The sequence below is a fragment of the Bifidobacterium longum subsp. infantis ATCC 15697 = JCM 1222 = DSM 20088 genome (genome assembly GCF_000269965.1).
GTDB lineage: Bacteria > Actinomycetota > Actinomycetes > Actinomycetales > Bifidobacteriaceae > Bifidobacterium > Bifidobacterium infantis.
In genome coordinates this window covers 140,781-160,538 of sequence record NC_017219.1, presented here as the reverse complement: position 1 = coordinate 160,538, position 19,758 = coordinate 140,781, and the positions used below count along the sequence as shown (strand labels likewise).

The window sequence follows — 19,758 nt, the reverse complement described above, 5'->3', positions numbered from 1 at the left end:
CGGAATTAAGCCATTTTGAAACACCGCCCCATGAGGGTTTAACCGCCTCATGAGAGATTCACCGCCCCATGAGAGAATCACCACGTAGTGGAGGTTTGGCTACGCGGTGGGACCATGGGAAAGGCCGCCGCTTCGAAGGTATCGGAGCGGCGGCCTGTGGTATGCGCTAGTCAGCGGCAATCACTGAACCTGGGCGCGGGCGATCTTGCCGGTGAAGGAGTTGGCCTCGTCGGCATCCTTGACGCCATCCTTGTTCCAGGAGAACATGGCGCGCAGCTTCGGGCCGACGGTCTCGATGCGCTCGTTGGAGTACTTCTCCTGCAGTTCCTTGAAGTGCGGGGCGCCGGCATCCTGATCGTCGATGAACTCCTTGGCGAAGGAGCCGTCCTGGATGCGCTGCAGGTGGTATTCCATGCGCTTGCGGCAGTCCTCGTTGATGACGGTGTTGACGTAGTCGCCGTACTGGGCGGTGTCGGAGCAGGACCAACGAGCCTTGTTCAGGCCGCCCTCGTTCATCAGATCGACGAGCATCTTGAGCTCGTGGCAGACCTCGAAGTAGGCGATCTCCGGCTGGTAGCCGGCGTCGGTCAGGACTTCGAAGCCCATCTCGACGAGCTTGTTCACGCCACCCATGAGCACGTTCTGCTCGCCGAAGAGATCGGTCTCGGTCTCTTCCTTGAAGGTGGTCTTGATGGCACCGGCGCGCAGAGCACCGAGGGCCTTGGCGTAGGCCAGGGTCAGAGCCCAACCATCGCCACGCGGATCCTGCTCGACGGCCACGACGACCGGCACGCCACGGCCAGCGGCGTACTCACGACGAACGATGTGACCCGGGCCCTTCGGGGCAACCATGAACACCGGGTGATCCTCAGACGGCTTGATGTAGCCGTAGTGAATGTTGAAGCCATGAGCGAAGGCGACGGCAGCACCCGGCTTGATGTTGGGCTCGATGTCGTTGGCCCAGATGGTGCGCTGGTACTGGTCGGGGGCCAGGATCATGATCACGTCGGCCTCGGCGGAAGCCTCGGCCACGGACTTGACCTCGAGGCCCTGCTCCTTGGCGAAGTCGACCGACTTGGAGGTCGGACGCAGGCCGACGACCACGTCGACACCGGAATCGCGCAGGTTCAGCGCGTGGGCGTGGCCCTGGGAGCCGTAGCCGATGATTGCGACCTTCTTGCCTTCGAGAACAGAAAGATCACCGTCGTTCTCATACCAGATCTGTGCTGTCATTATTGGCACTCCTTTTCAGTAGTGGGGTGTGGCGCCACGGGCGCCGGGGTATCTACGGTGTGCAGATAAGTCCTGTGTTGCGAGGATTGTGTCCTTCAAACCGAGTTCAATCCTACCGACAACGTGGCCACAGCCCGGTCAGAGTCCACAACGTGAGCTATTTCACGCCAGAGCATGAGAAATAGACTTACCACCCTCGCATAGCAATTCCAAAACAAGAGTTGCGCCAGCGTCCGCCTCCATCAATCACTGAAATAAATATCGTGGTGAAGGGCACATCCAGGATTGAACCGTGCGCCGCAGCAAGGGCAGCACGGAGTAACAGACTCCATCGCCCGCCCGTATTCGCGAGGCGTCATCTGGTGCCGGCAGACACCGCACATCACAGCGAGCGAATCCATGTCTCGCCACGCGATGCGATCATGTCCAGCCAGTTCATCATGGCACCGGTAGCAAGCGTAATATTCGTCACAGCAGGCGAAACGATTCGCAACAACATCCAATGGCGAATGCCAGTGAACACATCGCCCCTGACCATCCACGAGACGCCCGCGAATGGCTGGATTCCAGCCTTTGTCCTGCGATCCGTCACGCACGCCGTTCACCATGCCTCCCCTTTCCGGCTATGACCAATATTCAGTGTTGCACAAGTAGATGCACTATTTTTTGTACAGGCCAACCAATCGCACGCCGCTCATCATCGTTAGCATGAGTGCTCGTTATTACAACTCGTCATGTGCAGCGGTCTGCGACCCACACTCGTGCAAGCAATATGCCGCACGAGCTCCATGGGGAGCATCGGGCGGAGGGACAGATTCGGCCGAAAGCACATGGCAACTACTATGAAGGGACTGTATTTATTATGGCTTCGCATGTTCATTTCACGAGCCGCGACTTGGTGCGCATTGCCATGTTCGCCGCGTTGCTCAGTGTGTTCAGCTTTATCCGCATTCCTGTTGGTCCGGTACCGATTACTCTGCAAACCCTTGCTGTGATGTTAGCGGGTCTGATTCTGGGACCGGTGAATGGAATGCTGTCGGTGTTGCTGATGCTCGTACTCACCTTCGTCGGCATTCCCCTGCTTGGCGGCAACGGCGGTCCAGCGATTTTCGTGGGTGTAAGCGCTGGATATCTGTACGGCTGGATTCTTGGAGCCTTGGTGATCGGACTTATCGCACATCAGGGCCATCGTCTGGTGTGGTGGAAGAGTGCGCTGGCCAGCCTGGTTGGCGGCGTACTGATTCCGTATGCCATCGGATTCCCGGTTCAGGCATTGGTTATGGGCGCTCCTCTCAAGGGTGTTATTATCTCCGGCATGATCTTTGTTCCCGGTGATATCGCCAAAGTGGTGATTGCCACGTTGATTGCCACCGCGCTGATGCGCGCATACCCGGCCGCATTCCCCGAATCGTTGCGCGCTAGCAAATGATCGTCTTCGACCATGTGAGCGTCGAGGCAGAAGGCAAACGTATTATTGATGACCTGAGTTGCCAGCTTGACCTTGGTCTTGCTGGGGGCTCAGGCCCTCGTCGTATTGCCGTCATTGGCGTCAACGGCTCAGGTAAATCCACTTTTCTCCGTCTGATCGACGGTCTGGCCAAGCCCACATCGGGCACCATACGTGTCATGGGCTTCGACCCCACACGGCAAGCCAAGCAGCTGCACCGCAAAGTGGGGTTCGTGTTCACCGACCCTGACACGCAAATCATCATGCCCACGCCAGCCGAAGACGTGGCCTTTTCGCTGCGGGGCATGGGGCTGAGCAAATCCGAGTCTTCGGCACTGGTTGACCGTCAGCTGCAATCATTCGGCCTAACGCCTCACGCTGGTACTCCGGCGCACAGCCTGTCTGGCGGGCAGAAACAAATGCTGGCCCTTGCCGCCGTGCTCGTGCGCAACCCGGGGCTGGTGCTTGCCGACGAGCCGACCACCATGCTCGATTTGCCCAACGCGACGCGCATCGAAAACCTGCTGATACACGATATCGCCTGCCCGCTGATTGTTTCCACCCATAATCTTCGGCTTGCCGCACGCTGCGATATGGCAGTTCGCTTTGCCGATGGGCACATTATCGAAACCGGCGAGCCACGCCACGTTATCGCGCGATATCTTGCCGACTGCGGCGTCGCGGACAACGAAGAAGCCGAGGCATCCCTATGATTTCGCTGTATATCGCAGGCGATAGCGTGCTGCATCGATGCCCTGCCGCAGTGAAACTCATCGTGTCACTGGTGATGGCAACGGTATTGGTGATTCCGCACCTATCGTGGTGGGCGATAGCCGTCTGCGGCGCGCTATGCGCAATATGGTATGCCATGTCCGGCCTTGGTCCGCACGTTTTTGCTCGTCAATTGTGGAGCGCGTGGTGGGTGGTGGCATTCACCGTGGTGGTGCAGGTGTTCTTTGTGCCATGGCAAACCACGGCGTTCAATGCGGTGCGCGTACTTGAACTGGTCATGATCGCAAATCTGGTAACACTCACCACCCGCACTGAAGACATGCTGGATACCGTGCTGGCAGCATTGCGGCCATTGCGACGATTCGGCGTCAATCCGGACCGCATTGGGCTACTGTGCGCATTGACCATCTCAGCGATTCCACTGATTAATCGCAATGTGCGAATTGTGCGGGAAGCGAATCAGGCCCGTGGAGGTCACGGTGGCGTGACCGCATGGGCGGTGCCTCTGCTGGTGCTTATCCTGAAGCAGTCCGACGAGCTGGCCGATGCGCTCGATAGTCGTGGGCTGTAGCTGATTCGACTGAACACAAGAAACCGCCGCTCCCGTATGAACGGGAACGGCGGTTTCTTGCTTGTACAAAGGGATTTAATCCTAACGATCTCTCCCTCCGCCATCGCTACGCGATGCCACCTCCCTCATCAGAAGGAGGTCATAGGTCACTGAACCTGGGTACGGGCGATCTTGCCGTTGAAGGACTCGGCCTCGTCCTTGTCCTTGGCCTCGGCGTTGTTCCAGGAGAACATGGCGCGCAGCTTCGGGCCGACGGTCTCGAGGTGCGGGTGAGAGTACTCTTCCTGCAGCTTCTTGAACTTCGGGGCGCCAGCGGCCTGGTCGTCCATGAACTCCTTGGCGAAGGAGCCGTCCTGAATGCGCTTGAGCTGGTACTGCATGCGCTTCTTGGTCTCGTCGGTGATGACGGTGGAGGTGTAGTCGCCGTACTGAGCGGTGTCGGAGCAGGACCAGCGAGCCTTGTTCAGGCCACCCTCGTTAGCCAGGTCGACGAGCATCTTCAGCTCGTGGAACACCTCGAAGTAGGCGATCTCCGGCTGGTAGCCAGCCTCGGTCAGCACGTCGAAGCCGAGATCGCACAGGTGGTTGATGCCACCCATGAGGACGTCCTGCTCACCGAACAGATCGGTCTCGGTCTCCTCGGTGAAGGTGGTCTTGATGGCGCCTGCACGCAGAGCGCCCAGAGCCTTGGCGTAAGCCAGGCACAACGGCCAGGTCTTGCCGTCCGGGTCCTGCTCGACGGCAACGACGACCGGGACGCCACGGCCAGCGGCGTACTCACGACGAACGATGTGGCCCGGGCCCTTCGGGGCAACCATGAACACCGGGTGATCCTCGGACGGCTTGATGTAGCCGTAGTGGATGTTGAAGCCGTGGGCGAACGCCAGGGCAGCGCCCGGCTTCAGGTTCGGCTCAACTTCTTCCTTGTAGACCTTGGCCTGGTACTGGTCAGGCAGAAGGATCATCACAACGTCAGCCTCGGCGACGGCCTCGCCAACCGGCTTGACCTCGAGGCCCTGCTCCTTGGCGAACTCGACAGACTTGGAGGTCGGACGCAGGCCGACGACCACGTCGACACCGGAGTCACGCAGGTTCAGTGCGTGAGCGTGACCCTGAGAGCCGTAGCCCAAGATGGCGACCTTCTTGCCATCGAACACGGACAGATCGGCGTCCTTCTCGTACCAGATAGTTGCTGCCATTTTTGGCGCTCCTTTTATTTATTTGTTTATGGGGGTGAAATCTTTAATTGTTATTGTGCTCTGCTGGTTCTGCAGAAACTGTTTTTAGTTTTGGCTTTCCTTGTGGGCTTTTCCGATATGCAGGTTTAGTCCTGTTGACCCGGAAAAGCCCTGCAGAGGTTCACTTAGTGGAATTGAGATTTTTCACGTTGTGAACTTGGCGATATTTAGTTATGGAGGATTTCACTTGGTAAAGTCAGCGTCCTTCGTCTCACGGCAGGTCAGGACCGACACCAGGCAGCACACGGCCATCACGGCGAGGTAGAGGCCCACGGAGTGGACGCCCCAGTGGGAGCTCAGCCAAGTGGCGATGGTCGGCACGAACGCCGCGCCGACGATGGCGGCCAGATTGTAGCCGATGCCGGAGCCGGAGTAGCGCACGTTCGCCTCGAACAGTTCAGGCAGGAACGCGCCGATCGGGCCGAAGGCGACGCCCATCAGGGCAAAGCCAACGCACAGGAACACCATGTTGGCGAGGAAGTTCTTCTGCCCGACCAGACCACCGTCCAGCAGGAACGGGAAGAGCACGGCGAACACGACGAGTGCGCAGGAGGAGAAGGTCAGCACGCGCTTGCGGCCGATCTTGTCCGCGTACAGGCAGGACAGCACGATGAACAGGGCGAACACGCAGATGGAGATCATGAGCATGAGCAGGTATTCCTGGTTGGTGAAGCCAAGGCCGCCGCCGCCTTCGCCCTGCTCCTTGGTGCCCCAAGCGAGGGACCAGGTGGCGAGCGTGTAGAACAGCGTGTAGGTCACGGCCACGAGGAAGGTGGCCTGCAGCACCTGACGCCAGGACTTGCGGAAGACCTCGGTCAGCGGGGACTTGACGACCTTCTTCTGCTCCTGAGCCATACGGAAGATCGGGGTCTCCTCCATGTGAACGCGAACCACGAGGCCGACGATCACCAGGATGGCGGACAGCAGGAACGGCACACGCCAGCCCCAAGCCAGCATCGCGTCCTGATTGTTGAAGGATTCGAGCACGAAGTAGGTGCCGTTGGACAGGAAGAAGCCGATCGGCGCGCCCAGCTCCGGGAAGGAGCCGTACAGTGCGCGCTTGTCTTCAGGCGCGTTCTCGGTGGCGACCAGTGCCGCGCCGGACCATTCGCCGCCCAGGCCGATGCCCTGGATGAAGCGCAGGAGGCAGAGGATGGCGACTGCACCAACGCCGACCTGATCGTAGGTGGGCAGGCAGCCAATCAGGAAGGTGCCGACACCCATGGTCATGAGGCTCACGACCAGCGTGGTCTTGCGGCCCATGCGATCGCCGAAGTGGCCGAAGATCAGCGAGCCCAGCGGGCGGGCGATGAAGGCGATGGCGAAGGTCAGCAAGCTCATCAGCAGTGCGACGGTGGGGTTGTCCTTCGCGGAGAAGAAGATGTGCGGGAAGTAGTTTGCCGCGGCGGTGCCGTAGGCGTAGAAGTCATAGAATTCGATGGCGGTACCGACCATCGATGCGGCGATCACGGTCTTGACCGAATCGCGTACCAAGGTAGCGGCTTTACCTGCCGCCTGCCCTAAGCCAGTCTCTTCGACTGCTGCAGTCATTGTTACTCCTGTTTTGCTCTCGTTCACTCTCATTGGCGGGCGATTATTTCGTCTCACAGGGAGGTTGTTGTTCTGTTGCCGTGTACTGTCCGCTACCGTTTCCGTCTGCGGGATTCTGCCGTAAGCCTTGTGAGCGCAACAAAAAAAGCCCCGCATCTTGCAGGGCCTTACCGATTGTGTCAGCTTGATTGGCCCTGCCTTCGTTGACGGGGCTTCAAGCATCAATGCCGAATTAGTCCGCCAGCGAAGACGGGCTAATAATTCGTGCGGATACAAACGCAGAAGCATTGAATCCAGTCATCGCGTGGCCTCCTTTCGGTATTTCCTCAGGCCGTTCGACCTGAACTGGAATGTAAACATAGGTCTGGCTGTCTTGCCAATCCAGCAAGGGTTCACATTGTGGACGCCACGTCGCCGAGACGAACGCCCCCGCCGCGGGGAGGAACGCCGCCGGCGGCCGGGGAGCCGGACCGGCCCGTCATTGCGCGGACTCGGCGGCGAGGGTGACGATTCCGGCCAGCAGCACCATGACGATGGCGGACGGGAAGAGCAGGTAATAGCCGAAGCTGTGCTCGAAGGCGTTCACCAGTAGCGCGCCGATGATGGCGGCGAGCGCCAGTCCGACCGAATTGGACAGTGCATAGATGCCGAGATCATGACCGGCGTTGCGCGGGTCGGGTAGGGCATTCATTACCAGTTCAAGGCCTAACGCATCGTAGACGCCGAAGGCGAATCCGGAGATCAGCGCGAAGAGCAGCATGCCGTTTTCGCGTGCCGTGCCGGTGGACCAGACGCCGAGCCCCCATGCCACCGCCACGCCGATGGCATACAGCAGGCAGGATGCCGCCACCACTGCAGTGGTGGCGATGTTCCGTTCCTCGATCTTCTCGGAGATCGGCCCAGCGGCCCAGGACGCGAGCGCAGCACCGATGAGCGTTGCCGCGGCCATGCCGGCGATGAGGAGGCCCGCGGGAATGGTCAATGGCGCGGAAGTGAACACCACAGCCTTGCCATACACCCAAAAGCGCACGAGATACCACAGAAAGACCCCGGTCAGTCCAACGCCCGTCATCATGCACACGCGAGCGGCGAACACACGGGCGAATGCAGGCGCATGTGCCGGCGGACGCAGCTGGTCAAACACCTGGCTCGACTCGAATCGTTGATGTGGCTGCTCCTGGCTGGAAGGCTCCTTGGGCAGCATGATCACGGTCAGGATGCCGGAAACCGCAAACAGCACGGCGGTGTAGGCAAACGGCGTGAAGGAGTCGAACATCACGCCGAGCGCACCCATGCATACACCAAGCGCTTGGCCAAGCATCACGCCGATACCGTGCCAGCGCTCAATGCGCGGACGGAATTTGTCCGGAACCCGTTCGCTGATGGCGCTGGCCAACGGCACGGAAATCATCGCATAGGCAAACTGCATGAGCGCCCAGAAGAAACACAGCACTACGAGGCCTGTGTTCTGCCCCAGAACCAGCGTGATCAGCGCGCACAGCACGCCACCCGCCACCATCCACGGGGTACGGCGGCCCAGAGGAATACGTGTGCGGTCGGACAGCGCGGAGACCAAGGGCATCGCGAACATGGAGGCCACCACGCCAACGACCACCAGCACGGCCAGAGGCACCACCAAGTCAGTGGCGACGGGCAGCGGACGGCCGGTGGACGGATTGATGGTGACCGATATGGCAGAAGCGGTGTCGTAGCCGAACAGACGAGCCACCGCGTTGGGCATGGCGATGGTATTCAATGCTATCCAAGGTGCGCCGACCAGAATGGAAGCGGCGAAGAACCCCCAGTTGAGACGGGATACCTGGCCCGTGGTGGGTCGCTGACCATTGGCGGCGACCATCGGATCGCGCATATCGAGATATGCAGACGACAGATCAGGCGCAGGGGCATCCACGCTGGCCGCGGCAGCGGCAGCAGCCGACGAACCGGCGGCCGCCAGACGCACGGCCTGGGCCTCGGGCTGATCGGCGGATGCCTCGGGAGGACGCCGACGATCTTTGATGGCCAGTCGGGCCACGGCATCCTTGTCTTCGGGACTCAATGCCTTGTCGAGATCCGGGCGGTCGTCAATACCCGGGCGCACGTACGGTTCCAACATGTTGCTGCTCTTTCTTTGCTCTCATCACCGGCGGGAGGTACCGGCCAGCTCCGACTGAGCATGACCCGCAACCCCGCCACATGCAAAACCGCCCGAGCGCACTAGCTTCAGTGCACTGCGGGCGGTTTGTTTTCCATGGACCCAGCTTACGCCGGACGCACTACTTGGAGCGCGCACAGCGGAGTGGCGTTTATGGGCCAACGGTTAGTCGATATCGACAATCGGCGGGTTGCTCAGCAGATCATCAGTCTCGTGGTCACCGGCGGCATCGGTCCAGGCGAGGCTGGCGACCGGAGTGGTGTTATCCGTGCCGAGTCCGCGGCCGGGCTCGAAGATGAGGGCGGCCTTGGTCTTGCCGTCGGCAGCGATCCAGCGGAAGGTGATGGATGTGTCGCCGTCGGCTTCGTAGCTGAACTCGCCATTGAATGCAGGCAGTTCGTTGCGGAACTTGGCCAGGGCGTTCAGGGCCTTCACCACCGGGCGCTCGAGGTTTTCGTCGATTTCGGCGGTGGAGTAGTAATGGCGATTGATGTCACGGCCGTTGTTGGTCTTGCGCAGCAGTTCCATGTCGTTGCGGCCGGCGAGCGCGCCCACGTAGTAGACCTGCGGCACTCCGGGCAGGAAGAACTGGACTGCGCGGGCGGCCAGATAGTGCTGGTCGTTGCAGCCGAGCGCGGAGTAGTACGTGCTGTTGACCTGATAGAGGTCGAGGTTGCTGGCGGCGGCACCGGTGGCGGCCTGGGATTCGCCGTGGGTGTTGGCGTGGATGGTGTTGACCAGACTATCGACGTCCTCGTCGGGCACGAGGCCCTTGAGGCTGCGGTCGAGCTGATCGGAGCCGATGTCGATCACGCCGATGCCGTCGTGCGTATCGAGCACGGTGACGGCGTTGTTCGGGCGGATTTCGGTCCAGTGGACCACGGGTTCCACGTGACCGGTGAACAGCGAGTGCAGGAGCAGCGGAGGCAGGGCGAAGTCGTAGACGCGGTCCACCTTGGAGGCGATTTCAACCTGCTTCTTGTAGTAGCTATGCACCTCAATGAGAATTTCGAGGCCTCGCTTGACGCCTTCCTCGCGTAGGCGTGAGATGAGCTTAAAGGTCTTGGGGGTCATGAAGCAGCTGGTGCCGGCCTCCTTGGCGCCGTAGCCCACGGCGTCGAGACGGATGTAGCTGACGTGGGATGCGGCCATCTGATCGAAGATGGACATGAGGTATTCCCAGCCCTTGTCGGAATCGGTGTCGATGTCCACCTGCTGCGGGGTGAAGCTGACCCAGACCAGGCGGGTCTTGCCGGCGAACTTGTAGTGGGTGAACGGCAGGCCCGGGCGCGGGCGGTAAATGCCGGCCAGATCCTCTTCGGTGGCGCCGTTCGGGAAGACGGAGCTCATGGTCAGAAACATCGGGTAATACTCGGATTCCTCACCTTTTTCAAGCACGTCTTGGAACTGCTTGGATTCCCAGCTCATGTGGTTGACGATGGCATCGACCATGATGCCGTGGGTCTTGGAAAGTTCAGCGACGTCGTCCCAGCTGCCGAGACGCGGGTCGACTTTGGTGTGGTCGATCGGGTCGAAGCCTGCATCCGCACCATCGAACGGAGTGAAGAACGGCAGGATATGCACGCCGTCATACACGCCGTCGAAGCGGGTGCGCAGGATGTCGGTCATCGAGCTAAGAGTGCCATCGCCGAGACGATCGGCGTAAGCAATGAGCTGCACTTTGTTTTTCATGGGACCTCCCTTGGTTCATGGATGCAGGTGCAATGTGTACGCAGTGTATGCGTGCTTTTACATACTTATACGTATCGAACCGGTTTGATATTATCTCGAAAGGGACGTTGATGTCCAGTAATACCGCAAAATGCGCGTGTCGAACCGGTTTGATGCGGTGTTCTACACAACCCAGCCTGTCCGATCCCCACTCAGCGTTCCAACGCGCAGCATCAACGCGTGGTATCGCCTGGCACCAGCGTCATGGGAATAAGCACATTCGGCTCGAACGGCTTGGGGATGTTCCTGCGTGAAGCGTTAGCCGCAGCCACTTCCTCATTGGCAATAGCCTGCACGATATGGTCGGCCGCCGACTGTGCGATCGCCGAGAAATCCTGCGCGACCGCGGTCAGCTTCATGCCGGCCAAATCAGTCAAATACGTACCATCGTAGGCAACGATCTGCAGCTCGTCAGGAATGGGAATTCCGCGGCTCAACGCTTCGCGCACGCAGAACGACGCGCCAATATCGGAACTGACCACGGCATCGACGCCGTCGGTCGTCACCTTGTCGAGCGCATTGCTGACCGCACGATGATAGCCGGCAAAATCCATCACTTCGCCAGCTTCAACGTACTCGTATTTCACGCCTGCGGAGGTCAATTCCTGTTCCAACGTGAGGTAATAGCGCACCGTCGGGAACGTGGTCTTTCCCAAATCGAACGGTCCTTCCTCGACTTCTCCGCGCGCAGCCAAATCGAAGAATTGATCTCGCGGACCGCCAATCATCACCACATGTTTGGTACCATTGCGGATCAGCATCTGCGCAATCAATCGCCCACCCTGCTCGTGGTCGGATCCAATCGACGAAATACCGTCTCCAAGCACACGGTCGAACGCGACGATCGGGCGATGAATCGACGTCCAATAATCGCCGGGATGCGAAGTGTGCGCACACATGACGATGCCGTCCATCATGTGCCGACGCAACATGTCGACATACTGGATTTCGCCGTCCGCCTCATCTGCGGTAGAGCACAACATAGTGCGTAATCCTTGCGCGGCGAGCGCATGCTGCAGATGTGCGGTAAACGTCGCAAAGAACGGGTGGCGGATGGTGGGCACGATGACGCCGACCAGATTCGTGCGATCATGATACAGATTGCGGGCAAGCTCGTTCGGCACATAATTGAGCAGTTGCATGGCTTTGCGCACACGTTCGCGCATGTCATCAGACACGTACCCGTTGCCGTTCACCACCAGCGAGACGGTGCTCAGAGACACCCCGGCCTTCTTCGCCACATCGCGCATGCCGACCATGATCGCACCTTCCCCGTCATCACTGTTCTATCGCCGTATTCTCACGTGCTTACCACGAAATATTACATTCATTTACATTCTCTCGAACCTGTTCGACAGTCCGGCAACGAAATACAGCTTCTTAGTGTCGACTCCCGCGGAGGCGAAGGCCTTCGGCAGCGGCTTGGTCTGGTCGAATGCAATCACCAGCGTTGCATCCGGACTGGCGGCCTTGATGGCGGTTGCGCTCAGATTTCTTTCACGTTACTCAGCGACCGTCCGTGTAACGTGAAAATTACGCCGGATTGGCAATCAGCGCAATGCCGAAACCGGCGGCCACACAAATGAGAGGCACCGCGACGGTTGCTATTCCATAGCCCAGAGCCAGCGTAAAACGACGCTGGCGAATCAATGAAACCACTTCGTTGAGCGCCGTGGAGAATGTTGAGAAACCACCGAGAAATCCGACAACGAACATCATGACCGTGTCCATATCCACCGATTGCGAATAGTAGGACATCATGGCGATGCCCGCGCATAGCGAGGCGACGCCGTTGATGACGAGCGTGGATAGCGGGAAGTTGCGGTTCGTTCTTCGATTCTCGCGGTTCCAGCCTTGTTGAATTGACACGTCGAGCACGTAACGGGCCATGGCTCCCAGACCGCCGAACAGACAGATCATCCACATCATCAGCGCACCTCCCCGGTAGTCGGGTCGGCGACAAGCGAAATCTCCGCAGTGATCGGTTTGGGCTCGAAGCTGGGTGGAAGCGGGTTGGCCGGCTGCTGGATTGGCTGCGACTGCTGAATCTCGGGCAGCTGCCCCAAGTCTGGAGTATCCGGCTCGCGCAACAACGGATGCGATGGCTGTGTCAGCTGAGGAACGGCCAGCGGAGGAATCTGCGGAACGCGGCCTGTCTGCATAGGCTGGATGGCAGTCGGCGGCACGGTTGGCGTTTCGACTCGCGGAACCTGTCCCGTCTGTGCAATCTGCTGCGCCGCCTGCGCGGCTTCCATTGCGGCCTGCGCGGCAGAACGCGCCACGTCGGCCACTTTCACATGGCGTACGCCCTGCGTGTCCGATTCGGCAGAATCGGACACGGAAACAGCTGAAAACGCACCCCGAACCCGCTTTCGAGTACTCCGTGACAGCAGTGCCTGCATCAGAACCACGCCGGCGGCGGCAGTGAGCAAACCGCCTGCAAAATTTCCCGCAAGATAGCCAAGCGCACTGGCGATATGCCGCTCGTGCAGACCTTCCATCGTTTCCAGCATCACGCCGGACATCGTCGAAAGCCCGCCGAGCAAGCCGAGCCCAACGCCACGGCTGACAACCTGCCGCACCCGGCGACGCAGCCACGAAGCGGTCGCCATGAATTCGGTCAGCATCGCGAACAGGAAGCAGGCGACCATATTCGACACAAACGTGCCCACAACGAACGGCGTCCCGCTAACCGACGGCAGAAGCATATCCAACGCATGCCGACAGCCGACTCCAACAAATCCACCGACGAACACCACAACATACATCAGTCCGTCGGCGAGCGGATTGAACCGCGCCTGCATACGTTTCATCGGTGCCAGGGGAATCGTAGGCGGATCCATGGTGTTAGCGGCGGGCGCGGTTGCACCAGCATGCGTCACCTCAACAGCGTCGATTGCCTGCGTGATGGGATGCGAGTCCTCACCCGCAGTCACCACGTCTCCCGGCGATTGTTCTTGCGATTCCATTGCGCTCCCCCTGTACTGGCCTCCCGCGGACAGCGTTGTTCCGCCCATAGGCCGTGCAACAACGAGCTGGGCCGCGATTGCTGCCTTCCTAACGCATATGAGTTTACACGGAGCGCCAACGTATGCACCCTGGATGTCCGATTCCGCAGATTCGGACATCCAGAGTCCAGCCGAATTCAGCCAGGCTCAGTCAAGCCGGGCATCACACAGCCGCCGCATCGCAGTTCGCACCTCGCGCTCCTCCTCGCCACTGAACAGCACCACCAGATAGTCGCCGGCACGCAGCCGTGTATCGCCGCGCGGCACGATCTCGCTTTCGCCGCGACGCAGGCCGATGATCAGGCACCCAGACGGCCAACGCACGTCACGCACCCGCTTGCCGTCCGCAATCGCTCCCATTTCCAATGGCAGTTCCATAATGCCGCTGCCCACATGGCTTGCGATCGCCATCTGCATGCCTTGCGCGCGCATGTACCGCTCCAGCAACTCCCCATAGATCGGTTTGGTGCGCAGCAAATCGGACACCAACAGCGCGATGAAAGCGACGGCCGCGACCGGCAGCATGTGCGTCAACGTTCCAGACATCTCCACAGCCAACAGAATCGACGTGATCGGCGTTTTCACGGACGCGGCGAGCGTGCCCGTCATCACGCACACCGCAAACACCGCCACTGCGTCGGATGGCAGATTACCGAATCGATGCAACACTTCACCGCAGATGCCGCCGGCCAACGAACCGACCGCAAGAATCGGCATGAAAATACCGCCAGGCGCGCCTGAGCCGAAACTCGTGGATGTGAACAGCATCTTCGCCACGAACAGCAGACACAGCATTCCCAAGCCGACGCGCGCATGTTCGGCGGTATCAATCAGATTCGAGCCGCCGCCGAGCACATCGGGCAACCAGATGCCGACAGGCAACGCGATCGCAATCGCAATCATCGGGCGGCTCCATGCCGGCAGTTTGTCGTACAGCGTCTGGAAGCCAAGCAACGAGCGGTTCATCAGCGAACCAACCAAACCGGCCACCAATCCCAACGGAATCAGCCACACATACTCTTCCAACGACAGCTGACCGATATCACCGAAATCCAAAACCGGACGCAGACCGAAACAGTATTTTGAGACGAAATCGGCGGTCAGCGATGCGGCGGTGGCGCCCATCAGAATCGCAGGGGAAAAACTCCGATGCACCCCTTCCAAAGCGAACATCATGCCGGACAGCGGCGCGCTGAACGCGGCGGACAAGCCGGCCGCGGCACCGGCGGTGACCAGATAATGCTCCTGCATGTCCTCACGGCGGCGGCCGCGCAAACGGTGGGACACACACTGCGCGCCCGACGCACCAATCTGAATGGACGGCCCCTCACGGCCGAGCGACAGACCAAACAACGCGCCCAACAGTCCACCGACGAAACGGACTGGCAGAATCGTCTGCCAACGCATCTTCAAGCCGCATATCACCACGCCGTTGGTCTGCGGGATGCCGCTGCCACCAGCCATCGGCTCCTTGCCGACCATCCACGCGATCGCCAGCGCGGCCGCCACCGCGGCAACCACCCACGGCGCAATCAGCCACGGGGTCTCGCGAATCCGCGCATATATCCAACGGGACGCATCCGTGCCGTATTCGATGCCGAGACGGTATACGACAACCAGCAATCCTGAAACCAGACCAATGACTATGCCGGCCGCCGCCATCTTCCACTTCAAGTGGTCGAATCGCGGAATCAGCCGGCGGATATCATGTGCCGCGTCGTTACCAGTCAAGCCGAGAAATTCGTTGCAGACGGTCAGTCGACCAGCGAATTGATCTGGATGACATGGTCGCGCTGTGGGCCGGTGCCGATCACGGAGATACGGCAGCCGCTCAGCTCTTCCAAACGCTTGACGTAGGCCTGGCAGGTGGCGGGCAGCTCGTCGAAGGAGTGGCAGTCGGAGATGTCTTCATCCCAGCCGGGCATGGTCTCGTAAATCGGCTTGGCGGCGGCGAAAGCGGCCTGATCGGTCGGCATATCGTCGTGACGTTCGCCGTCCACGTCGTAAGCCACGCAGATCGGAATCTCCTTCAGGCCGGTGAGCACGTCGAGCTTGGTGAGCACGATGTCGGTCAGGCCGTTGACCTGGGAGGCGTACCGGTTGACGACTGCATCGAACCAACCACAGCGACGCGGGCGGCCGGTGGTCACGCCGAATTCGTGGCCCTGCTGACGCAGCCATTCGCCGGACTCGTCCAGCAGTTCGGTGGGGAATGGGCCTTCGCCCACGCGGGTGACGTAGGCCTTGGAGACGCCGATTACGCGGGTGATCTTGGTGGGGCCCACGCCGGTGCCGGTGCAGGCGCCGCCGGCGGTCGGGTTGGAAGAGGTGACGAACGGGTAGGTGCCGTGGTCCACGTCAAGCATGGTGGCCTGAGCGCCTTCAAACAGTACGGTCTTGCCTTCGTCAAGCGCCTTGTTGAGAATCAGGCCGGTGTTGGCCACGTACGGCTTGAGGCGTTCGCCGAGCTTCAGCAGCTCCTCGGTGGTCTGGTCCACGTCGATCGGACGACGGTTGTAGAGCTTGACCAGCATCTGGTTCTTCTGGTGCAGGCTGGCCTCCACCTTGTCGTGCAGATGGTCGGCGTTGAACAGGTCATGCACGCGGATGCCGACACGGTTGATCTTGTCCGCGTAGGCTGGGCCGATGCCACGGCCGGTGGTGCCGATCTTGTGCTTGCCAAGGAAGCGTTCAGTCACCTTGTCGAGTGTGCGGTGGTAGGGCGCGATGATGTGCGCGGCCTCGCTCACCTTGAGGTGGGAGCAATCGATGCCGCGGGATTCCAGGCCGTCAATCTCCTCGAAGAGCACTTCCGGGTCCACGACCACGCCGTTGCCGATCACCGGGGTCAGGTTCGGGTTGATGATGCCGGAGGGCAGCAGGTGCAGGGCGTACGACTCATCGCCGACCACCACGCTATGGCCCGCGTTGTTGCCGCCGTTGAAGCGCGCGACGTAATCGACCTTGGTGCCGATCAGATCGGTAGCCTTGCCTTTACCCTCGTCGCCCCACTGAGCACCAATAAGAACAATTCCAGGCATAACACACCTCCGCAACATCGCCTTTTCCGCCGAACACAGACTACCGTACAGCCTCTACCGCTGCCACGCCATATGCAGCCGCCGGCCTGTCCAAGCTACCCGCGCGCCCTCACGCGTCCGGCGCCGGCACGGCAGCCTCCGGCAGTCCGCGCAGAGCCGCGATCTCGTCTTTCAGCATCTGCACCAGCATGGGGGCAAACGACGGAGGGCGGCCGTCACTCTCCAAGGAACGCAGTATGTCCTCGCAGAATTCCTCCGTTTCCTCATCGGAAAGACCCTTAAGCATGTCGTACAGCATCTGCTGCACACCGGCACGCCTTGCCCGCAGCCGCTCGACGTTCAGTTTCAGCACCTTGTCGACAGCGCGTCGGCGGAGGACCTGCCCTTGCCGGTATACCAAGGTCCGGGGTGCCGAGGGACATAGTGCTCCACATGGGCGTCAACCGGCCGGTCCATGTCGTCGGGGCCCAGAATCCGGGACAGTGGGAACCGCTCCGTCATGTGCCCGGCGATCCTGCGTGTGCAAATAAGCAGTGGAATGCGTGGTCCACTTGGACCATTCGCGCTTTTCAGCGAACGAGCCCAAGACGACGAATTCCCCATGACATCGCCGTGCGCGCTCACCGAAACCGGGAATTGCTGCTGGTAATCCACCGTCAACGTATTGTGCATTTCGATACGGGCCAGCCGCGCATCCGTACGGTTGAATGTCGGTTTGTCGATGTCGGGGATCTTCACCAGATACGTGCCCAAGGCAATGATGGCGGCATCGAGAATCGACGTTTTGCCCGAGCTGTTTTCACCGACGATCACCGTCACCCAATTGCCACGGCCATCGGCGCCTCGATCGCCTTCTACCTCGACGGCGCCCTCGCAATCGCCATCGGCGCAATCGTCAGACATATCCGGGAAGGTGATCGACAGGTCGGAGAACATGCGGTAATTATGCAGGGACAACTGCCGCAGGCACATTACATCCGGCCTCATGATACGATCTTCCTCCGCCGGTGCGCTCATTGCAGTCCCCATCCGTCTGGCGAACAATCCATCAATGTCCTGATCTCATCACATGACCGCAGCCCGTCAGCGGTGCCGCCCGCCGCTTCGCTACTTCAATGCCTTGCCGGCCGAGCCGAGCTGCCGGCACGCCTCGACCACGCGGGCGGCCATGGCCGATTCGGCCTCGCGGCCCCAGGAGCGCGGGTCGTACAGCTTCTTGTTGCCGACCTCGCCGTCGATCTTGAGCACGGCGTCGTAATGCGCGAACATGTGGCCGGCGACCGCGCGCGTGAAGGCGTACTGCGTGTCCGTGTCGATGTTCATCTTGACCACGCCGTAGCTCACCGCGCGGGCGATCTCGTCGGGCGTGGAGCCGGAACCGCCGTGGAACACCAGCGCGAAGGGCTTGCGCTCGGGCATGTCCGGCAGCGCGCACGTGGACACCGCCGACGCGCCCAGCGACCCAAGACGGCCGTCGAGGGCCGCGTCCCACACTTCGGACTGGATGTCGCGCAGCAGTTCCGGGCGGAGCTTGACCACACCCGGCTTGTATGCGCCATGCACGTTGCCGAAGGTGAAAGCGGCCATATAGCGGCCGTGCTCGCCGAGGCCGAGCCGCTCCGCCACGCGCACGCCGTCGGTCGGCGTGGAATACAGCTTTTCGTTGATCTCCGCGGAATGGCCGTCCTCCTCGCCGCCGACCGCGCCGATCTCGATCTCCAGCACCGTATGCGCGCGGACGGATTTCTCGAGCAGCTCCGCGGCGATGTCCAGGTTCTCCTCCAGCGGCACAGTCGAGCCGTCCCACATATGCGACTGGAACGTCGGCTCTTCGCCGCGCTTGACCTGTTCGGCCTCGTGCGCGAGCAGCGGGCGGACCCAGCCGTCCAGGTACTGCTTGGCGCAATGGTCGGTGTGCAGCGCGACCGTGATGTTCGGGTAGCGCTTCGCCACCTCGTGCGCGAATGCGGCGAACGCGAGCGACCCGACCACGCGGTCGTTCACGCTTTGGCCGGAGAAGTAGGAGGAGCCGCCGACCGACACCTGGATGATGCCGTCGGACTCGGCCTCGGCGAATCCCTGCAGCGCGGCGTTGAGCGTCTGCGTGCTGGTCACGTTGATCGCGGGATAGGCGTATCCGCCGTGGCGGGCGGCATCCAGCATTTCGGCATAGCGTTCGGCAGTTGCGATAGTCATGGCTTCCATTATCCCGCCGCCGAGTGACGAATCGCATTGTCGGGGAGGCCTCGGCGGCGAATGTGCGCAAGATCACCTTGCCCGCGAGGCGCGGAGCTCACCGAATGGCGGTATGCCGTCGGAACGGGGCGCGACTACCATGGAACCCGTGAGCGATATTCGACATTCTCCGCTGGAAGGCCGGCGGCCGAAGCGCACCGAGCTCGCCGGTTTCGTCGACGGCACGGTCGACGACATCCGCTGCCCGCACCCCAAACTGCTTATCGTGGGCATCAACCCCGGGTTATGGACGGCCGCGGTCAACGCACCCTTCGCCTATCCCGGCAACCGATTCTGGCCGTCGCTTTTCGCCTCGGGGCTCACGCCGTGGCAGGTGGACGCCAGTTACGGCCTACGCCTTCACGATGAGCGCATGATGATCGACCGCGGCATCGGGCTTACCAATCTCGTCAATCGCGCCACCGCGAAAGCGAGTGAGCTGAACACCGCCGAGCTGCGTCATGGCGCCGATCGGCTGCGGGAGCTGTGCGCGAGGGTCCATCCCCGGGCCATTGCGATACTGGGCATTACGGCGTACCGACAGGCGTTCGCCGATAAGTCCGCCGCGCTGGGGCTGCAGGACCTCACCGCGGAAGAGACCGACCGGTTCGGAGGCGCGCAGCTGTGGGTGATTCCCCAGCCCAGCGGGTTGAACGCGCACGCCACCATGCCGGTGCTGGTCGACTGGTGGCGCAGGGTCGCCGACGCGGCCGGTCTGGATCTCGCCGCCGCGCGCTAGTATCCTACGCCGTTGATTCGTTTGTTAATTCTGGCTCCCCTCAGAGAGGGGAGCCAGACATTGTTAACGAATTAAAG

General features: G+C 60.9%; 18 protein-coding genes. 4 read left to right on the top strand and 14 right to left on the bottom strand.

Annotated elements, in window-relative coordinates; translation table 11 throughout:
* Nucleotides 1–180 precede the first annotated feature (180 nt).
* Both ilvC (BLIJ_RS00710) and BLIJ_RS15235 read right to left on the bottom strand, forming a co-directional pair.
* Nucleotides 181–1,233, bottom strand: a complete 1,053-nt coding sequence (gene ilvC, locus BLIJ_RS00710; RefSeq protein ID WP_012576586.1) for a ketol-acid reductoisomerase — start codon at nucleotides 1,231–1,233, stop codon at nucleotides 181–183.
* A gap of 242 nt (nucleotides 1,234–1,475) precedes the next feature.
* On the bottom strand, nucleotides 1,476–1,841 hold the full coding sequence (locus BLIJ_RS15235) for a CHY zinc finger protein (protein WP_012576585.1): 366 nt from the start codon (nucleotides 1,839–1,841) through the stop codon (nucleotides 1,476–1,478).
* Between the two features lie 164 nt (nucleotides 1,842–2,005).
* Between BLIJ_RS15235 and BLIJ_RS00705 the strand changes: the two genes are divergently transcribed.
* Genes BLIJ_RS00705 through BLIJ_RS00695 form a run of 3 tightly spaced genes read left to right on the top strand, consistent with a single transcriptional unit; the run spans nucleotide 2,006 to nucleotide 3,983 of the window.
* Nucleotides 2,006–2,662, top strand: coding sequence for a biotin transporter BioY (locus BLIJ_RS00705; protein WP_230474129.1), 657 nt, complete (start codon nucleotides 2,006–2,008; stop codon nucleotides 2,660–2,662).
* Entirely contained in the window at nucleotides 2,659–3,393 is a 735-nt protein-coding gene (locus tag BLIJ_RS00700) for an energy-coupling factor ABC transporter ATP-binding protein (RefSeq protein WP_012576583.1), read from the top strand. Before BLIJ_RS00705 ends, BLIJ_RS00700 begins: the two co-directional genes overlap by 4 nt.
* Nucleotides 3,390–3,983, top strand: coding sequence for an energy-coupling factor transporter transmembrane component T family protein (locus tag BLIJ_RS00695; RefSeq protein WP_012576582.1), 594 nt, complete (start codon nucleotides 3,390–3,392; stop codon nucleotides 3,981–3,983). Before BLIJ_RS00700 ends, BLIJ_RS00695 begins: the two co-directional genes overlap by 4 nt.
* 146 nt (nucleotides 3,984–4,129) lie before the next feature.
* Here the strand turns inward: BLIJ_RS00695 and ilvC (BLIJ_RS00690) are convergent, their stop codons facing one another.
* The 12 genes from ilvC (BLIJ_RS00690) to fbaA all read right to left on the bottom strand — a co-directional run bounded on the left by ilvC (BLIJ_RS00690) (nucleotide 4,130) and on the right by fbaA (nucleotide 18,903).
* Complete coding sequence (gene ilvC / locus BLIJ_RS00690) at nucleotides 4,130–5,182, bottom strand: ketol-acid reductoisomerase (protein ID WP_012576581.1); 1,053 nt, start codon at nucleotides 5,180–5,182, stop codon at nucleotides 4,130–4,132.
* A gap of 222 nt (nucleotides 5,183–5,404) precedes the next feature.
* A complete protein-coding gene (locus BLIJ_RS00685) occupies nucleotides 5,405–6,772 on the bottom strand; it encodes an MFS transporter (protein WP_012576580.1) in 1,368 nt (455 codons plus the stop codon).
* A 478-nt stretch (nucleotides 6,773–7,250) separates the two neighbouring features.
* Nucleotides 7,251–8,888: an MFS transporter gene (locus tag BLIJ_RS00680; protein WP_012576579.1), complete on the bottom strand. Its 1,638-nt coding sequence runs from the start codon at nucleotides 8,886–8,888 to the stop codon at nucleotides 7,251–7,253.
* A gap of 204 nt (nucleotides 8,889–9,092) precedes the next feature.
* Nucleotides 9,093–10,619, bottom strand: coding sequence for a sucrose phosphorylase (gtfA, locus tag BLIJ_RS00675; RefSeq protein WP_012576578.1), 1,527 nt, complete (start codon nucleotides 10,617–10,619; stop codon nucleotides 9,093–9,095).
* Between the two features lie 212 nt (nucleotides 10,620–10,831).
* Entirely contained in the window at nucleotides 10,832–11,917 is a 1,086-nt protein-coding gene (locus BLIJ_RS00670) for a LacI family DNA-binding transcriptional regulator (RefSeq protein WP_012576577.1), read from the bottom strand.
* Between the two features lie 274 nt (nucleotides 11,918–12,191).
* A complete protein-coding gene (locus BLIJ_RS14655; protein ID WP_012576576.1) occupies nucleotides 12,192–12,587 on the bottom strand; it encodes a fluoride efflux transporter FluC in 396 nt (131 codons plus the stop codon).
* Nucleotides 12,587–13,786, bottom strand: coding sequence for a fluoride efflux transporter FluC (locus tag BLIJ_RS14060; protein ID WP_014484498.1), 1,200 nt, complete (start codon nucleotides 13,784–13,786; stop codon nucleotides 12,587–12,589). The genes BLIJ_RS14655 and BLIJ_RS14060 overlap by 1 nt, the downstream gene beginning before the upstream one ends.
* A gap of 27 nt (nucleotides 13,787–13,813) precedes the next feature.
* Entirely contained in the window at nucleotides 13,814–15,397 is a 1,584-nt protein-coding gene (locus tag BLIJ_RS00655) for a ClC family H(+)/Cl(-) exchange transporter (protein WP_014484497.1), read from the bottom strand.
* Nucleotides 15,398–15,420: 23 nt separating this feature from the next.
* Nucleotides 15,421–16,707 carry an adenylosuccinate synthase gene (locus BLIJ_RS00650; RefSeq protein WP_012576573.1) on the bottom strand — a complete coding sequence of 429 codons (1,287 nt, stop codon included), beginning with the start codon at nucleotides 16,705–16,707 and terminating at the stop codon, nucleotides 15,421–15,423.
* 109 nt (nucleotides 16,708–16,816) lie between these two features.
* Nucleotides 16,817–17,005 carry a hypothetical protein gene (locus BLIJ_RS00645; protein ID WP_012576572.1) on the bottom strand — a complete coding sequence of 63 codons (189 nt, stop codon included), beginning with the start codon at nucleotides 17,003–17,005 and terminating at the stop codon, nucleotides 16,817–16,819.
* A gap of 47 nt (nucleotides 17,006–17,052) precedes the next feature.
* The gene (locus tag BLIJ_RS00640; RefSeq protein WP_012576571.1) at nucleotides 17,053–17,679 is read right to left on the bottom strand and encodes an ATP-binding protein; all 627 of its coding nucleotides are present in this window, start codon (nucleotides 17,677–17,679) and stop codon (nucleotides 17,053–17,055) included.
* 135 nt (nucleotides 17,680–17,814) lie between these two features.
* Nucleotides 17,815–18,903, bottom strand: a complete 1,089-nt coding sequence (fbaA, locus tag BLIJ_RS00635) for a class II fructose-bisphosphate aldolase (protein WP_012576570.1) — start codon at nucleotides 18,901–18,903, stop codon at nucleotides 17,815–17,817.
* Nucleotides 18,904–19,042: 139 nt separating this feature from the next.
* Here fbaA and BLIJ_RS00630 point away from each other — a divergent pair, with 139 nt between their 5' ends.
* Complete coding sequence (locus tag BLIJ_RS00630) at nucleotides 19,043–19,681, top strand: mismatch-specific DNA-glycosylase (protein WP_012576569.1); 639 nt, start codon at nucleotides 19,043–19,045, stop codon at nucleotides 19,679–19,681.
* The last annotated feature ends 77 nt before the right edge of the window (nucleotides 19,682–19,758 follow it).

Bases quoted from the DNA above. Each gene is read 5' to 3' on its own strand.
- ilvC (WP_012576586.1), bottom strand. From the start codon at position 1,233: ATGACAGCACAGATCTGGTATGAGAACGACGGTGATCTTTCTGTTCTC.
- BLIJ_RS15235 (WP_012576585.1), bottom strand. From the start codon at position 1,841: ATGGTGAACGGCGTGCGTGACGGATCGCAGGACAAAGGCTGGAATCCA.
- BLIJ_RS00705 (WP_230474129.1), top strand. From the start codon at position 2,006: ATGCCGCACGAGCTCCATGGGGAGCATCGGGCGGAGGGACAGATTCGG.
- BLIJ_RS00700 (WP_012576583.1), top strand. From the start codon at position 2,659: ATGATCGTCTTCGACCATGTGAGCGTCGAGGCAGAAGGCAAACGTATT.
- BLIJ_RS00695 (WP_012576582.1), top strand. From the start codon at position 3,390: ATGATTTCGCTGTATATCGCAGGCGATAGCGTGCTGCATCGATGCCCT.
- ilvC (WP_012576581.1), bottom strand. From the start codon at position 5,182: ATGGCAGCAACTATCTGGTACGAGAAGGACGCCGATCTGTCCGTGTTC.
- BLIJ_RS00685 (WP_012576580.1), bottom strand. From the start codon at position 6,772: ATGACTGCAGCAGTCGAAGAGACTGGCTTAGGGCAGGCGGCAGGTAAA.
- BLIJ_RS00680 (WP_012576579.1), bottom strand. From the start codon at position 8,888: ATGTTGGAACCGTACGTGCGCCCGGGTATTGACGACCGCCCGGATCTC.
- gtfA (WP_012576578.1), bottom strand. From the start codon at position 10,619: ATGAAAAACAAAGTGCAGCTCATTGCTTACGCCGATCGTCTCGGCGAT.
- BLIJ_RS00670 (WP_012576577.1), bottom strand. From the start codon at position 11,917: ATGGTCGGCATGCGCGATGTGGCGAAGAAGGCCGGGGTGTCTCTGAGC.
- BLIJ_RS14655 (WP_012576576.1), bottom strand. From the start codon at position 12,587: ATGATGTGGATGATCTGTCTGTTCGGCGGTCTGGGAGCCATGGCCCGT.
- BLIJ_RS14060 (WP_014484498.1), bottom strand. From the start codon at position 13,786: ATGTCCGAATCTGCGGAATCGGACATCCAGGGTGCATACGTTGGCGCT.
- BLIJ_RS00650 (WP_012576573.1), bottom strand. From the start codon at position 16,707: ATGCCTGGAATTGTTCTTATTGGTGCTCAGTGGGGCGACGAGGGTAAA.
- BLIJ_RS00645 (WP_012576572.1), bottom strand. From the start codon at position 17,005: ATGCTGTACGACATGCTTAAGGGTCTTTCCGATGAGGAAACGGAGGAA.
- BLIJ_RS00640 (WP_012576571.1), bottom strand. From the start codon at position 17,679: ATGTGCCTGCGGCAGTTGTCCCTGCATAATTACCGCATGTTCTCCGAC.
- fbaA (WP_012576570.1), bottom strand. From the start codon at position 18,903: ATGACTATCGCAACTGCCGAACGCTATGCCGAAATGCTGGATGCCGCC.
- BLIJ_RS00630 (WP_012576569.1), top strand. From the start codon at position 19,043: ATGGAACCCGTGAGCGATATTCGACATTCTCCGCTGGAAGGCCGGCGG.